15 protein-coding genes are annotated in these 14,457 nt (G+C 70.6%); 6 read left to right on the top strand and 9 right to left on the bottom strand.

Annotated elements, in window-relative coordinates; genetic code table 11:
- Positions 1–2 precede the first annotated feature (2 nt).
- Positions 3–473 carry a winged helix-turn-helix transcriptional regulator gene (locus tag F8566_RS15400; protein ID WP_151560881.1) on the top strand — a complete coding sequence of 157 codons (471 nt, stop codon included), beginning with the start codon at positions 3–5 and terminating at the stop codon, positions 471–473.
- Positions 474–542: 69 nt separating this feature from the next.
- On the opposite strand, the gene F8566_RS15395 is transcribed toward F8566_RS15400, so the two are convergent.
- From F8566_RS15395 to F8566_RS15385, 3 genes are read right to left on the bottom strand one after another with little or no spacing between them, the layout of a single operon-like run.
- Positions 543–2,258, bottom strand: coding sequence for an ABC transporter ATP-binding protein (locus F8566_RS15395; RefSeq protein ID WP_151560880.1), 1,716 nt, complete (start codon positions 2,256–2,258; stop codon positions 543–545).
- On the bottom strand, positions 2,255–4,096 hold the full coding sequence (locus F8566_RS15390; protein WP_151560879.1) for an ABC transporter ATP-binding protein: 1,842 nt from the start codon (positions 4,094–4,096) through the stop codon (positions 2,255–2,257). The genes F8566_RS15395 and F8566_RS15390 overlap by 4 nt, the downstream gene beginning before the upstream one ends.
- 57 nt (positions 4,097–4,153) lie before the next feature.
- Positions 4,154–5,608 carry an MFS transporter gene (locus tag F8566_RS15385; RefSeq protein WP_151560878.1) on the bottom strand — a complete coding sequence of 485 codons (1,455 nt, stop codon included), beginning with the start codon at positions 5,606–5,608 and terminating at the stop codon, positions 4,154–4,156.
- Between the two features lie 126 nt (positions 5,609–5,734).
- Here F8566_RS15385 and F8566_RS15380 point away from each other — a divergent pair, with 126 nt between their 5' ends.
- Together F8566_RS15380 and F8566_RS15375 are read left to right on the top strand one after the other, a co-directional pair.
- Complete coding sequence (locus F8566_RS15380) at positions 5,735–6,430, top strand: TetR/AcrR family transcriptional regulator (protein ID WP_151560877.1); 696 nt, start codon at positions 5,735–5,737, stop codon at positions 6,428–6,430.
- Between the two features lie 202 nt (positions 6,431–6,632).
- Entirely contained in the window at positions 6,633–7,667 is a 1,035-nt protein-coding gene (locus F8566_RS15375) for a tyrosine-type recombinase/integrase (RefSeq protein WP_225993197.1), read from the top strand.
- Positions 7,668–7,682: 15 nt separating this feature from the next.
- On the opposite strand, the gene F8566_RS15370 is transcribed toward F8566_RS15375, so the two are convergent.
- Positions 7,683–8,066 (bottom strand): winged helix-turn-helix transcriptional regulator, encoded by a 384-nt coding sequence (locus F8566_RS15370; protein WP_151560876.1) that lies wholly within the window; start codon positions 8,064–8,066, stop codon positions 7,683–7,685.
- Positions 8,067–8,163: 97 nt separating this feature from the next.
- On the opposite strand from F8566_RS15370, the gene F8566_RS15365 reads away from it, so the two are divergent.
- Positions 8,164–8,997 carry an NAD(P)H-binding protein gene (locus tag F8566_RS15365; RefSeq protein ID WP_151560875.1) on the top strand — a complete coding sequence of 278 codons (834 nt, stop codon included), beginning with the start codon at positions 8,164–8,166 and terminating at the stop codon, positions 8,995–8,997.
- An 80-nt stretch (positions 8,998–9,077) separates the two neighbouring features.
- Here F8566_RS15365 and F8566_RS15360 read toward each other — a convergent pair whose 3' ends face one another.
- The 3 genes from F8566_RS15360 to F8566_RS15350 form a co-directional block, all read right to left on the bottom strand.
- Entirely contained in the window at positions 9,078–9,833 is a 756-nt protein-coding gene (locus tag F8566_RS15360; RefSeq protein WP_151560874.1) for an SRPBCC family protein, read from the bottom strand.
- Position 9,834: 1 nt separating this feature from the next.
- A complete protein-coding gene (locus F8566_RS15355) occupies positions 9,835–10,476 on the bottom strand; it encodes an ArsR/SmtB family transcription factor (RefSeq protein WP_151560873.1) in 642 nt (213 codons plus the stop codon).
- 78 nt (positions 10,477–10,554) lie between these two features.
- Positions 10,555–11,709 (bottom strand): winged helix DNA-binding domain-containing protein, encoded by a 1,155-nt coding sequence (locus F8566_RS15350; RefSeq protein WP_192809682.1) that lies wholly within the window; start codon positions 11,707–11,709, stop codon positions 10,555–10,557.
- A 62-nt stretch (positions 11,710–11,771) separates the two neighbouring features.
- On the opposite strand from F8566_RS15350, the gene F8566_RS15345 reads away from it, so the two are divergent.
- Positions 11,772–12,761 (top strand): helix-turn-helix transcriptional regulator, encoded by a 990-nt coding sequence (locus tag F8566_RS15345; protein ID WP_151560871.1) that lies wholly within the window; start codon positions 11,772–11,774, stop codon positions 12,759–12,761.
- Here F8566_RS15345 and F8566_RS15340 read toward each other — a convergent pair.
- Positions 12,751–13,230, bottom strand: coding sequence for a TetR/AcrR family transcriptional regulator (locus tag F8566_RS15340; protein ID WP_151560870.1), 480 nt, complete (start codon positions 13,228–13,230; stop codon positions 12,751–12,753). The genes F8566_RS15345 and F8566_RS15340 overlap by 11 nt on opposite strands.
- A gap of 47 nt (positions 13,231–13,277) precedes the next feature.
- Here F8566_RS15340 and F8566_RS15335 point away from each other — a divergent pair, with 47 nt between their 5' ends.
- Positions 13,278–13,682: an ABC transporter permease gene (locus F8566_RS15335; RefSeq protein WP_151560869.1), complete on the top strand. Its 405-nt coding sequence runs from the start codon at positions 13,278–13,280 to the stop codon at positions 13,680–13,682.
- Here F8566_RS15335 and F8566_RS15330 read toward each other — a convergent pair.
- A complete protein-coding gene (locus tag F8566_RS15330) occupies positions 13,627–14,421 on the bottom strand; it encodes a TetR/AcrR family transcriptional regulator (protein WP_151560868.1) in 795 nt (264 codons plus the stop codon). The genes F8566_RS15335 and F8566_RS15330 overlap by 56 nt on opposite strands.
- Positions 14,422–14,457 lie beyond the last annotated feature (36 nt).

The raw sequence follows: 14,457 nt of genomic DNA, 5'->3' as shown, positions 1-14,457 counted from the left end.
CCATGCTGGGAAAGACGTACGACTCACAGGTGTGTTCGATCGCCCGCGCCCTAGAGCTGATCGGTGAGCGCTGGAGCCTGCTGATCGTTCGCGACGCCGTGTTCGGGGGAGCGACCCGCTACAGCGACTTCCAGCGCAACCTCGGCGTCGCGACCAACATCCTCAAGTCCCGGCTCGACGGTTTCGTCGAGGCCGGGCTCATGCGGCGCCACAGGTACTCCGAGCAGCCCGAACTGTACGAGTACCTGCTGACCGACAAGGGGCGCGCGCTCGCGCCCGCGCTGGTCGCGCTCTCCGAGTGGGGCGACCGGTGGGCGACCGAGGGGGAGCCGCCGATCCTCTACACCCACTCGGTCTGCGGCACCGGAGTCAGCCAGCGTACGGTGTGCGCCCACTGCGGTCAGGTGGACGACGCGGCTGAGATCCAGGCCGTGATCGGCCCCGGCATGCCCGCCGAACGCATCAAGGCCTGATCTTCAGCACAGTTCAGCGCAGTTGTTCACCACGGATGCGGCATACCGGCTCATTCACTCCTTACAGGCTCATTCACTCCCTGCCGGCGTCAGGGAGACATCCCAGAAATCGGCATAGCGACCGCCGCGGTGAAGCAACTCGTCGTGGCTGCCTTCCTCGACGACCCGGCCGCCGTCCAGGAAGACGATGCGATCAGCGCGCCGGATGGTCCGCATCCGGTGCGCCACCATCACCACCGTCCGGCCCGCCATCAGGCGCTCGATGCCTTCGTGGACGGCCGCCTCGTTCACCGGGTCCAGCGCGGAGGTCACCTCGTCCAGCAGCACGATCGGCGCGTTCTTCAGCAGTGCCCGCGCGATCGAGACGCGCTGGCGCTCACCACCCGACAGCAGTGCGCCGCCTTCGCCGACATTCGTCTCCCATCCGCCGGGGAGCCGCTCGATCACCTCGTCCAGCCGCGCCGCGGTCACCGCCGCCCGCACCTCGGCCTGGTCGGCGTCGGGACGGCCGAGACGCACGTTCTCCTCGATCGTGCCGTCGAAGAGATAGACGTCCTGGAAGACGATGGCGAACTGCGCGAGCAACTCTGAGGTGTTGATGGCACGCACGTCGACGCCTCCGATGCGCACCGCGCCGGCGTCCACGTCGTAGAAGCGCGCGAGCAACTGCAGCAGTGTGCTCTTGCCGGCGCCCGACGGCCCGACGACGGCGAGCCGCTGCCCCTCCGGCACGGACAACGACACATTGTCGATCACCGTGCGGTCGCCATGCCGGAAGGTGACGGACTCCAACTCCAGGTCATGGTGTCGCGGCTGGACCGGGTCGCCGGGCTCCGGCAGCGGCTGGGTGCGCAACAACGCGTCGAGCCTGGTCAGCTCGGAACGGGCGCCGCGAAGCTGGCCGCCCATGTCCGCCAGCGACAGCAGCGGGTCCGCGCAGCGTGCGGCCAGCACCAGGATCGCCAGAATCTCGGCCGCACCGATGTTCCCCCCGAGTGCGAGGTGGGCGCCCAGCACCAGCAACACGGTGAACATCGCCTGCACCGTGAGCGTCAAGCCCAATACGCCGGGCAGAGCCGACAGCGTGGAACGGCGGGACGCCCGCTGGAGCCCGCGCAGCGAGTCGTCGAGCAGCCCGAAGCGTTCGATGGTCCGGCCACCGGCGCGCAGCACCGGCTGGGCCTGGAGATACTCGATGACCCGGCCGGTGGCCTCGTGGTCACGTTCGGCTCGCTCGGCGTCGGCCGCGGCCATCGCGCGGCCAGTCCAGACCTGGATGGCCGCCACGACCGGCACGCCGATCAACGCGGCCAGCCCCATCTGCCAGCTGAAGGCGAGCATCACGACGACGACCGTCAGCGGGGTCACGGCGGCGGAGATGAGCGGTGCCAGCAGGTGCGCGATCACTCCCAGTGCCTGCAGGACGCCGCGGCTCGCCAGCACCGACACCTGCCCGACGCGGGCCTCGCTGTACCAGCCGATGGGCAGGCGGGCGAGATGCTCGCCCATCCGGTGATACGTGCCGTGCAGCAGCGTGCTCGCGGAGCGGAAGCCGGATAGATCGCTGACATAGCGCAGCACCGCGTAGACCGCGACCGCGGCCCCGAACGCGATCAGCCATGGGCGCGCGTCGCCGGGATCGTTTCCGAACAGCGCCCGCAGCACCGGAACCAGCAGGGCGTAGGACAGGCCCTCGACCACCGCGGTGATCGTCATCAGGGCCACGGTGCGTCGTACGGGCTGGGCGTACTCGTGGCCCAGCACGCGCAGCAACACTCGAATCATTGGGGCTCATCTCCTTGCAGTACGCCACCGTGGGCTTCGATCTCGTCAGCGATCGCCGTTCGTTGGGATCGCCAGAACGCGGCGAACCGCCCGTCCTGGGCCAGCAGCTCGGCGGGCCTGCCGCGCTCGACGATCGACCCGTTCTCCAGCACCACGACGGTGTCGGCGTCGGCGATCGTTTCCAGGCGATGGGCGATGACCAGGATCGTGCGATCGCCCTCCAGCGTCGCCAGAGCGCGGCGCACAGCCTGTTCGGTCTGCGGATCGGCGAACGCGGTCGCCTCGTCGAGGACCAGCACGGGCGCGCCGGCCAGCAGGGCGCGTGCGATCGAGATCCGCTGCGCCTCACCACCCGACAGCCCGACGTCCTCGCCGAGCACCGTGTCGTAACCGTCCGGCAGTTCGAGGATCCGGTCGTGAACGTTCGCCAGCCGGGCGGCGCGCACCACCTCGTCGAGGTCGGCGTGCGGCACCGCCAGCGCGATGTTGTCGGCGACCGAGGCGCGCAGCAGGCGGACGTCCTGGAAGACGAAGGAGACCCTCCGGTAGAGCTCCCTGCTGCCGAGCTCGCGCAGGTCGACACCGCCCAGGAGCACCGAACCGTGGGTCGGGTCGAAGAACCGCGGCAACAACTGGACCAGCGTGGACTTCCCGCTGCCTGACGGCCCGACGATCGCTGTGACCGTCCCCGGCTCCAGCACCAGGTCGATTCCGCGCAGCACCTCGTGGTCGTCCTCGTAGCCGAATCGGACCTCCCGCAGTTCGACCCGGTGTCCCTGCGGTGCGACCGGGTGGGCGGGCTCCGGTAGCGACGGCACCTCGAGCACGTCCCGGATCCGGCCAACCGCGCGCCTGGCGGCCTGCATGTCGTCGAAGCCGTGGCCGAGGGCCGCCACCGGCGCTGTCAGGGCCAGCCCGAGCACCAGGAAGGGCAGCAGGTCGGCCGGGGCCATGCCGCCGCTGGTGATCAGAGTCGTACCGCCGATCAACACGGCCAGCAACACGAACGGCGGCGACAGCGCCACCTGCATCCCCGCGGCGATCCCGGCGAGACCGCGCACCATCTGGTAGAACGAGCCGACGAAGTCGTCCACGGCCGTGAGGAATCTCCGGTGGGCGCGCTCGCCTCCGCCGAACGCCTTGACCACCGCGATGCCCTGGACGAACTCGACGACCGAACTCGCGATCCGTCCCATGGCCGCGTCGAACTCCTTCTGCTCACGCAGCCGGGTCGGGGTCATCATCAGGGGGACCAGCGCCACCGCCAGCGCCACCGGTATCAACGTGATCAGCGTGAGCCGCCAGTCGATGGTGAACAGATAGATCAGCGACACCAGCGGCACCACGAACGCGGAGATGAGCTCGCCGGGGGTGTGGGCGATGAACGGGTGCACGGCGCTCACGTCCTCACCGACGACCTTCGCCAGCTCGCCCGTCTGCCGCCGGGAGAACCAGCCGATCGGCACGCGCCCCAGCCGCGCGGCCAGCTGCCGGCGGAACGACAGCTGTACCTGGTCGTCCAGAAGATGCCCGACCCCGGACGACGCACCCGTGAACAGCAGCTGGGCGAACAGGCCCGCCGCACCCGCGCCGACGACGAGCCAGACATGATCATGATCGATCGGGCCGGGCGACAGCAAGGTACGGCCCAGTTCGACGACCGCCAGCAGCGGCGCCAGCCCCGCGACGGCACCGATGATCTGAAGGATCACGACGGCGGCGAACCTCCCGAGATAAGGGCGCAGCAGCCTTGACAGGCTCTGTCCCGCCGCGGAGTCCCCATCGGCCGGTCGCTGCGGGGGCGCCTCTCTCGCCTCGGCAAGGTCAGCGGTGGTCATCGCTCGCTCCTTTCGCGCCGGCCGCATCTGCCGAGCGCGGCCGGCGAAGTTCGGTGGTCATGGCCTGGCGGTCATGGGTTGAGGGGTCAATGCCTGCACTTCCGGCTCCGGCGTTTCCGAGCGGCGCAGGACGGTGATGGCGATCAGGACGGCCGCCACGAGGAGCGCTGCGCACAGCGTCAGGCCGAACGCATATCCGTCGCTGAGGGCCTCGGGCGCCGCCGTCGGTCCGGTGCGGCGGTGGGCCGCGGTGCCGAGGGCGGCCAGTCCCACTGCGGCACCGAGCTGGCGCGCGCTGTTGAGCAGGCCCGATGCGGTGCCGGCCTCGTGGGGCGCGACGCCGGCGGTGGCGATGGAGGTGACCGGCCCGAGGCAGAGCCCGAATCCGACGCCGGCCACGATCGAGGGCCCCAGGACGTCGGTGAGGAAGGTGCCGTCCGGACTGGCGAAACCGAACCAGGCGAAGCCGGTCGCGGTCAGCAGCCCGCCGCCGATCAGCAGGGTCCGGGGCGCGAACCGGTAGCCGAGTTTGACGGCGAGCACGGAACCGGCGATCACGCCGAAGGCGAACGGCAGGAACTGGATCCCGGTCAGGGCCGATCCGGTGCCGAGCACCCGCTGCAGGTACAGCGACATGAAATAGAACGCCGACGCCATGGCCGCGCCGACCAGCAGGACGTAGGTGATCGCGCCGAGTACGGAACGGTTGGCGAACAGGCCGAGCCGGACCAGCGGATCGCGGCTGGTGGTCCGTTCGACGACGACGAAGGCGGCCAGGAGCGCGACGGCGATGGCCAGGGTCGTCACCGTGACGGCGGACGTCCACGCGTAATGGTCGGTGCGGACCACGCCGAACACCAGCAGGCTCATGCCGGCCGTGGCCAGGACACCGCCGAGGACGTCGGGACGGCCGGCACGTTCTCTCGCGTGGTCGGCGGCGACGCCCCACCAGGCCATGGCAAGTGCGATCAGCGCCATCGGAACGTTCACCAACATCACCCAGCGCCAGCCGGCGTACTCGGTGAGCAGGCCTCCGACCAGCACACCAAGGGCGCCGCCCGCGGCGTTGGTCGCGCTCCAGATCCCGAAGGCCCGGACCCTGGCCTTGCCGGCGGGGAACGTCGCGGTCAGCAGCGCCAGCGCGGCCGGTGCGAGAGCGGCGGCGCCGACGCCCTGCGCCGCGCGAGCCGCGACCAGCTGGCCGGGGTCGGCTGCGAAGCCGCCGAGCAGGGAGGCGAGACCGAACAGGCCGAGCCCGAACAGCAGCATCCGCTTGCGGCCGTACCGGTCGGCCAGCTTGCCGCCCAGCAGCAGCAGCCCTCCGAACGCGAGGGCGTAGGCATGGATCACCCAGGTCAGGCCCACCGCGCTGAAGCCGAGGGCACTGCCGATCTGCGGGAGCCCGACGTTCACCACCGACAGATCCAGCGACACCAGGAACTGCACCACGGCCGCCGTGGCGAGAACGAGCCCCGGCCGGGCATCGGAGCTTGCTGTTTCCCGGTTGGTCATCGCAACGCGCCTCCCTTCATGGACGACTTTCGGAACATGTTCCTAAAGTAGCACCACCGGGCCCGTCCGCCCACGGGGAGGAGCGCCGATTCACCGGAGCGGACCGCGGGGCAGCATGATGGGACGGTGCCCAGACAACGAGACGTCGCGCGGCCGACCGGCCGCACCGGCCGGCCACCGGCGACCTCACGCGCCGAGATCCTCGCGGCCGCTCGCCTGCTCATCGACCGGGACGGCTGGGAGAGCCTGACCATTCGACGGCTGGCCGCCGAGCTCGATATCGGGCCGACGACCCTGTACCACCACGTACGAGACAAGGACGATCTGGTGGTTCAGCTCGTCAACGCGCACGTCGACCAGGTCGCACGCCCAGATCTGCCCGACAATCCCCGGGACCGGATCATCGTCGCGTGGGCCACGATCCACGACGCCCTCGCCGACTGGCCATGGGGGGCGGAGGTCCTCACCGCCGACGGCTTCCTCGGGCGCCTGGGCGATTCCGCGCTGTGGTTCGTCGAGACCATCGTGGCCGGAGCCATCGAGTACGGATGCACGCCGCTGCAAGCCGTCGACCTCTTCCGCAGCATCTGGTACTACACCGTCGGCGAAATCCTCGTCCGCGCCCACACCGACCGCCGGAGAAGCGACGTCGGCGCCGCCGACTTCGAGTTCGGCCTTGGCAAGCTCGACCCGTCCCGGTATCCGCAGCTGGCCGCCCTCGGCGACCAGTGGCCGGCCCGGTCCTCCCTCGACATCTATCCCCTGGTGCTCCCGGTCTTCGTGGACGGATTGCTCACCCAGGCCACATCGAAGACGCACTAGCCACTGCCAGGAGAGGGCGTCGGCGCCGGGCGGCATCAGCGTGCCTGCCGGCTCGGCGGATGCCTGCGCGCCCCCAAACGTCGGGACGCGCCCTTCACTGCCCGCTTTGCGGGTTCACTGGGCACCGCGACCTTGTCGGCGGCGCCAACATCGCCCCCGACGAGGGGGCAAACGTTGCCTGAAACGGCACTAAGGTCTACGCGTGGATCATGTGAGTGAGGTCGTGCCGGTGGCCGCGCCTCTGACACATCCGGTCGCGGAGGTGCCTGCCTCCCGCAATCCTTACCTGGTGTACGTGGCGTCCCTGGAAAGCCCTCGCTCCCGGCGGACCATGGCAGCCTGCCTTGACCGCATCGCCGCGTTCCTCCTTGAGGCCTCGGGAGGAGACGCGGACAAGAGCGCCGGACGCGGCTTCCCCTGGGCCGCCCTGCGTTCCGAGCACACGGCCGCGATCCGCGCACTTCTCGGTCAGCAGACGTCGCCCGGGCCGGACGGCGCCGAGCGCCCCTGGTCGCCCGCCTACCGCAACCAGCACCTGGCCGCGTTGCGCGGCGTGCTGCGGGCGGCGTGGAGCCTGGGGGAGATGTCCACCGACGACTACCAGCGCGCCAAGGCGGTCAAGAACTTCACGGGCTCCAGATTGCCGAGCGGCCGCAGCATCCATGTGGCCGAGTTCGCCGCCCTGCTGCGGGCCTGTGCGCTCGATCCCGGTCCGGCCGGGCGCCGGGACGCCGCGCTGCTCGCCACCCTCTACACCACCGGTGCGCGGCGTTCGGAGATCGCCGGTCTGCGCCGAGAGCACTACGACCCCGGTGAACGTGCGCTCCGCATCGTCGGCAAGGGCGACAAGGAACGCATGGAGTACCTCCACGAGTCGGCCGCCGTCCTGCTGGGCACGTGGCTCTCCCTCGACGACCGGCTGGCCGGTCCTCTGTTCAAGCCCGTGCACAAGTCGGGTGCCCTGCAGCATCGCCCGCTCACCGACGCGGCGGTGCGCAACGTCGTCGTCAAGCGGCGGCGCGAGGCGGGGCTGCCGTCGATGACGCCGCACGACTTCCGCCGCACCTTCATCGGCGACCTCCTCGACGAGGGCGTCGACCTCGTCACCGTGCAGCAGCTGGTCGGGCACTCCTCACCCGCCACCACCGCCCGCTACGACCGCCGTCCCGAACGTCGCCGGCGCAACGCCGTGGACAAGCTCCGCTTCCCGGCTCCGAGCCAGGAGCCCACGTCCTGAGAGACCAGCGGGCTCTCAACCGGCGTCGTGCGCCGCGCGGGCCTGCTCCACCTTGGGCAGATTGACCGCCGACCACTCGTTCAGCGTCGCGAACAGCGGCGCCAGGCTCAGGCCCAGCTCGCTGATCTCGTACTCCACGCGCGGCGGGACCTCGGGGTGGTAGGTGCGCACGACGAGGCCGTCCCGCTCCAGCTGGCGCAGCCGCTGGGTCAGCACCTTGGGCGTGATCGTGCCGATGCGGCGTTCGAGCTCCACGAACCGCTGCTTGCCATGGGCATGGAGCGTCCAGAGGATCGGGGTGGTCCAGCGGCTGAAGACGATCTCGACCACCGGGGCGATCGGGCAGGCGTTCTCCGGGTCGGCCGACGCGGCCGCCGTCCAGGACTCGGTCTCCGGCATGGCGTCTCCTCCGGGGTAGTCACTTTCTCCTAGGTACCTACTATAACCAGCGTGTTAGCTTCCTTTCGTCAAGCAATGGAATGACGAGGAGCTCATCATGTTTGTCGTAACCGGAGCGACGGGGAACGTCGGACGGCCGCTGGTCCAGGCACTCGCGGCGGCCGGTGAGAAGGTGACGGCGGTCTCGCGCCGTCCGGCGGACGGGGACGCCCCCGCGGGCGTGCGCCATCTGCAGGCCGACATGGCCGATGCCGTGAGCCTCAAGCCCGCGCTCGACGGCGCCGAGGCGATCTTTCTGATGATCCCCGACAACGAGATCGATCTGTACGCCGTTCTCGATGTCGTGAAGGCGAGCGGAACGCGCCGGATCGTCCTGTTGACGTCCCAGGGCGCCGTCACCAGGCCGCACAGCGCCTCGCACGGCCCGGCGAGAGTCTTCGAGGAGGCCGTCCGCCGGTCGGGGCTGGAGTGGACCATCTTGCAGCCGGGCGGGTTCGCCTCCAACGCGTTCTGGTGGGCTGAGGCGATCCGGGAGCACCGGACGGTCGTCGCGCCGTTCGCCGACGTGGGCCTGCCTGTCATCGACCCGGCCGACATCGCGGAGGTCGCGGCCGCCGTCCTGCGGGACGAGTCGCACTCCGGCCGCACCTACGTCCTCACGGGCCCGGAGTTGAGCTCGGTGCGCGAGCGCACACAGGTGATCGCCGACGCGCTGGGCACGCGGATCGAGTTCGTCGAGCAGAGCCGTGCCGATGCGGCCGCGCAGCTGCGGCAGCTCATGCCCGAGGAGGTCGCCGAAGGGACCCTTGACATCCTGGGCGAGCCGACGCCGGCCGAGCAGGAGGTGAGCCCGGACGTGGAGAAGGTGCTCGGCCGTCCTGCCCGCACGTTCGCCGAATGGGTGGAGCGGAACATCGCGGCCTTCAAGTAAGGCGCATGCTCAAGCAAGAAGGCACATGCACGAGCGGGCGCCCGGCGGCATGTCGCCGGGCGCCCGCCGGTGCGGGTCCGCTAGCCGACCGGGAGCTCGTTGAGCCAGGCCTGCCAGTTCTTCTCGGCCTGACCGGCGTCGACGCCCGGCGCGAACAGGTGGTGGCCGCACACTCCCACGCTGCCGCGCTCCTCCCCGGAGTAGATGAACCGGTAGAGCGCGTCATCGGTACGCACACCCAGGAACGAGGGGAGATCGACGTAGTCGACGACCCCCTCGATGGGAGCCAGACCTTCGGCGGACAGGCTGACACGGTCGCCCGCAGTCACCGAGTCGCCTAGTCCGAACTGCTCCTTGAGCGCTGCCCAGAAACCCTCTTCCGGGATGCCGGGCCGGAAGGCGGTGACCGTGCCCGCGTGGCGGCCGCGGAAGTGCACGAGGTACTGGCCCAGCGTGTGCAGGTACATGTCCCAGCCGGTCTTCATGGCCTCGAACTCGTTCTCCCAGTCGTCGCCCAGGACGCCGCTGTGCACGAGCCGCAGCACCGTGCTCCCGCCGCCGCGGCCCTCGATGAGGTACTCGATGGCCATGAACTTCCCGTCCTCACCGGGCTCGGTGTTGTACGCGAAGCGTTTGGCCGGCTCCCAGCCGGTGATGGTGGACGTCTCGGTCTGGCCGGCCATGGTGAACGTGGCGGCGCCGCCCTCCCGCGGCTCGAACTCGCTGCGCCCCATGAACCACGCGTCCACGCCCGGGCCGGTGGCGATCGCCTCCCATACGTCCTCCGGGCTCGCGGCGAGCGTGATCTCCTTCTGCAACTCGAACTCGTGGCCCATGTCAGGACTCCTTGGTCTCGCCCGACTGCTCGGTCTCGGGCTTGGTCTCGGTCTGGGGCGTGGCGTTGGGAACGCTCGGATGGAGGGCGACGACGACGCGGTGCTCGCGTCCGCCCGCAGCGGTGTCGTCGTGATAGCGGGACACAAGGGAGGTGACGGTCGCGGCCAGTTCCTCGGCGAACGCGGCACGGTCGGCCGCCGAGGCGAACCGGACGTGCCCGTCGATGGCGAACGTGGCGACCCGCTTGTCAGCCTTGGCCGCGCCGGTGATCAGGGCGCCGACGTCCCGTACCAGCCGGGCGGCGACCGCCAGCAGCCAGCGGGCCGACAGCTGGTCGGGGGCGCGCCCCGGATCGGGCTGGACCGCCGACAGGGCAGTGGGGGAGATGACGAAGGAGACCGCGGTCGCCCGCATCATCCGCTCGGTGACGTTGCCCTTGCGGCGCTCCTCGACGAGCTCGACGAGCCCGTGCTTCTCCAGTGCCTTGAGATGGTAGTTGACCTTCTGGCGGGCGAGCCCGACCCGCGCGGCCAGCATCGTCGCCGACGCCGGCTCCGACAGCTCCGACAGCAGCCGGGCACGCATCGGATCGAGCGACACCTCGGCCGCCGCCGCGTCCTCGATCACCGCAACTTCGTCCATGGCCTCAGCCTGGCATCCGACAAGCTGAGACGTCAAGACAAATATAATTGTCGGTGATCGGTCTCGGACGTCCGGAGGTCAGGCGTGGCTGCCGACGGTGACCGGTCCGATGGTGAGCTGCGGCCGTGCTTGAAGGATCTCCCCGACTCGTTCCACCTGCCCGTCCAGGTCGTCGAGCTGCGCGGCGCCGAGCTCGCCGAGCGGCTCGACGGTGATGTCGATCCGCTTGCCGGAGCGGCGCTGGTGCCACAGGCCCGCGACGACACCGTCCACGAGGAGAATCTGGAAGTTGCCGGGCAGCACGCGTTCCGCGGCGCGGCCCGGGTAGAGCAGCGCGGGCGGCTGGTTGCCGACGCGGTAGGCGTATCCGTCGAAGTACGGCAGGAGCCGCACACCACGGGGCCGTACGACCGGCACGTCGAGGTCGCCGGCCACCACCCAGGCCGGGTCCCCTTCGACCTCCACCTGCTGGAGCTCGTCGCCCAAAGAGTCGAAAAGCCTCCTCGCCCACGTGCTCTGCGTGCCCGTCCAGTGCGCGAACCGCTGGGGTGTGGACGGGCCGTGCGCGCCGAGGTAGCTCCGCACGAGCCATGCGAGGGCGGTGTCGGCGTCGGCCGGCTCGAAGCCGGGCAGCCACCGCCGCGGATTGGTGTAGGTGACCTTGCGGCCCCGGTTGGGGGCGAAACACAGGACGCCGCGGATCCCCGTCAGGTGCATGGCCTGCCGCCAGCGCGGCCACTTGCCCTGGAACGCCTCCATGACGAGATCCCCCGCCCACGCGCCGGCATGGTCGACGACCGCCTCGGTGAGCTCGTCGATCGTCAGCTCCGCGTCGTCGAGCGCGGCGGCGACGGCCGCGACGACCTGCTCGGTCTGGTCCGGGGTGAGCCTGATGTCCTTCGGCATGACGTTGGCCGAGGCCGGCAGCGCGGACAGCGCGCCGACCCAGAGCGAGAGATCACGGGCCGGCATCACATGGACCGTGCCGCGCAACCCGAACGTCTTGACGAGGCTCCGTTCGGTCCACAGGGCCTCGCGGACGTCCAGCCGGGTGGCGCCGTCGATGCGCATGGCGATGCCCAGCTCGGCCGCCGACATCACCTGAGCGTGGGTGCTCGCCATGGCGGCCGCGATGTCGGCGGGCGTGGCGCTCGTCGACGGGGTGGTCAGCGCGTGCCGGTGCAGCCGCCGGGCGCACACGTCGGTCCAGGAGAAACGCGGCGGGTCGTCCATGTCCTCGACTCTAGGGGCCATCTAGGTCAGGTCATGACCTAACTGCACGGCATGATGGGAACATGAGCGACACTCCGGCCCGGTTGCTGAGCCTGCTGTCCCTGTTGCAGATGCCGCGCGAGTGGCCCGGCAGCGAGCTGGCCGAGCGGCTGCGCGTGAGCCCGCGCACGATCCGCCGCGACATCGAGCGGCTGCGCGAGCTGGGCTATCCGGTGGAGGCGTCGAGGGGGGCCGTCGGCGGCTACCGGCTGGTGGCCGGGACCGCGATGCCGCCGCTGCTGCTGGACGACGAGGAGGCGGTGGCGATCGCGGTCGGCTTGCGCACGGCCGCCGGGCATCCCGTGGACGGCATCGGGGAGGCGTCCGTGCGCGCGATGGCGAAGCTGGAGCAGGTGCTGCCGTCGCGGTTGCGGCACCGGGTCGGGGCGCTGAGCGCCGCGACGGTGCCGGTGGCGGCGGACGCGGGCAGGCCCAGCGTGAACCCGCAGGACCTGACCGTGCTCGCCGCGGCCGCCACCAATCACGAACGGCTGCGGTTCAGGTACGAGGCGGCCGACGGCGGCGAGACCCGGCGGCTGGTGGAGCCGTACCATCTGGTCCCCGCCCATCAGCGCTGGTACCTGGTGGCCTACGACGTCGAACGGGACGGATGGCGCATCTTCCGCGTCGACCGCGTTCAAGAACCACGCCCCATCGGGCAGCGGTACGCGCCGCGCGAGCTCCCCGAGGAGGACGCCGCCGCGTTCGTCACCAGCAAGCTCTATTCGCTCGCACCCACCTACAGCGCCGTCGCCACCCTGCACGCCCCGGTGGAACAGGTCCGGGGACGCGTGGGCGACCGGCCCGGCGACATCGAACCCATCGACGACCGCACCTGCCGGCTCCGCAGCCACACCGACACGCTGCCGTGGCTGGCCCAGTCGCTGGTGATGCTCGAATGCGAGTTCGAGGTGCACGAGCCCCCGGAGCTCATCGACTACCTGCGGGAACTCAGCGCCCGCGCCGCCCGCGCCTCGGGCGGGGTGACCGCGCCCGGGCCGGTCAGCGGCTGAGCACGCCTTTCTCCAGGGTGCGGATCACGGTGGAGGTGATCCCGTGCCGGGGCATGCGCCCCTGGTCGGCCTCCTCGACCGCCGTATAGACCAGCGCCCACAGCACATGCTGGATCCAGACGGGGCTCAGCTCCGGATCGAACACGCCCTCGGCCTGCCCGCGCTCGATGAGGCGAAGCACCGGGTCGTCCGGAGGGTCACAGTCGGGATCGTCCACCGTGGGATGGCCCTCGAAGACCTTCGGGTCGCCCCACAGGAACAGCAGCCGGTCGCCCGCGTCCACCATGGCCGCGACCAGGCGCCGCATCGCCTCCTGCGGCGAGCCGTCGTCGAGCGCGGCCCCTTCGGTCGCCTCCTGGACCACGGCGAGCGAGTCCTCGACGACGGCTTTGATCAGCACGTCGCGGTCGGGGTAGTAGCGGTGGAGCGTGCTGCGGCCGACGTCGGCCGCCTCGGCGATGTCGGCCAGCGTCGCGGACCGGTCGCGGGCGAGGACGGCCGCGGCGGCGCTGCGGCTTGGTGGTCGGGTGGAGCTGGTACGAGGGACCGGGGCGCGCGCTGGCGGCGGTCGGGCTCCTGATGCTGCTGCGCTTCGCGATGATCTGGGTCGGCATCTACGTCGGGCTGCTCATCACGCCGGAGGCCGCGGGGGCGTCGTGGATGTTGCTGATGCCGTTGACGTTCCTGGCCAACACGTTCGTGTCGCCGTCTCAGCTGCCCGCCTGGCTGGGCGCGATCGCGGCGTGGAACCCGCTGTCGGCCACGGTGGGCGCGACCCGGGAGTTGTTCGGCAATCCCGGGACCGGTGGTGATTCATGGCCGGCGCAGCACCCTGTCCTGCTGGCGGTCGCATCGCCGCTGGCGATCATCGTGGTCTTCCTGCCGCTGGCCGTTCGCCGCTATCGCCGTCCTGAGGGGTGAACGCCACCTCCGGCGGCAGGGGAGCGGCCTCCACCGCGACGGCGATGCAGTCCAGGACGCGTTCCAGCCCGTACCGGAACCGTTCCTCGGGATCCATGTGGGGCTGGCGTGCATCGAGCACGATCCGCGTGAACATCGGGTAGTCGCCGCTGGCCATGAGCTGCCGCACGTACGGCCCGTTGCGCGCCATCCAGTCGGACTCCCCGATGCCCGACCGGCGTGACTCCTCCACCCACATGAGCTCGCCCCGGACGGTCCGTTCGATGTAGCCGTTGAGGATGTTGATGAGCCCGAGCACCTCGTCGATGGGAAGCCCCACGTCCAGCGTGCCCATCGCGAACTCGATGATCCGGAGCTGGTTGGGGCCGACGGCGGGCCGGGCACGTTGCAGCGTGGCGACCCACGGGTGGCGCAGCCACATCGCCCGGGTCTCCTCTGCCAAGAGCGCCAGGTCGGCCCGCCAGTCGCCCGTCGGCCTGGCGGGCAGGTTCTGCTCGCCCTCGATCCGGTCCACCATCAGCTCGATCAGGTCGTCGCGGCTCGGCACGTACCGGTAGAGCGACATGGCACCCGCGCCGATCTCGGCCGCGATTCGCCGCATCGTCGCGGCCTCCACGCCCTCGGCGTCGGCGATCCGGACGGCGGCCTCGGTGATCTGCGCGCGGCTGTAAGCGGGGCGAGGCCCCCGGGTCGGGCGCTCGGGGCGCATCCAGATGTTCGGGTACTCCTCGTCGGCCACCGGCCCACCTCCTCACCGGAAGTCTAGTTGCGTACA

Origin of the sequence: Actinomadura rudentiformis, assembly GCF_008923185.1 — a bacterium.
Taxonomy (GTDB): domain Bacteria; phylum Actinomycetota; class Actinomycetes; order Streptosporangiales; family Streptosporangiaceae; genus Spirillospora; species Spirillospora rudentiformis.
Note: the sequence above shows the minus strand (reverse complement) of the source record. Positions and strands in the feature narration are given on the sequence as shown.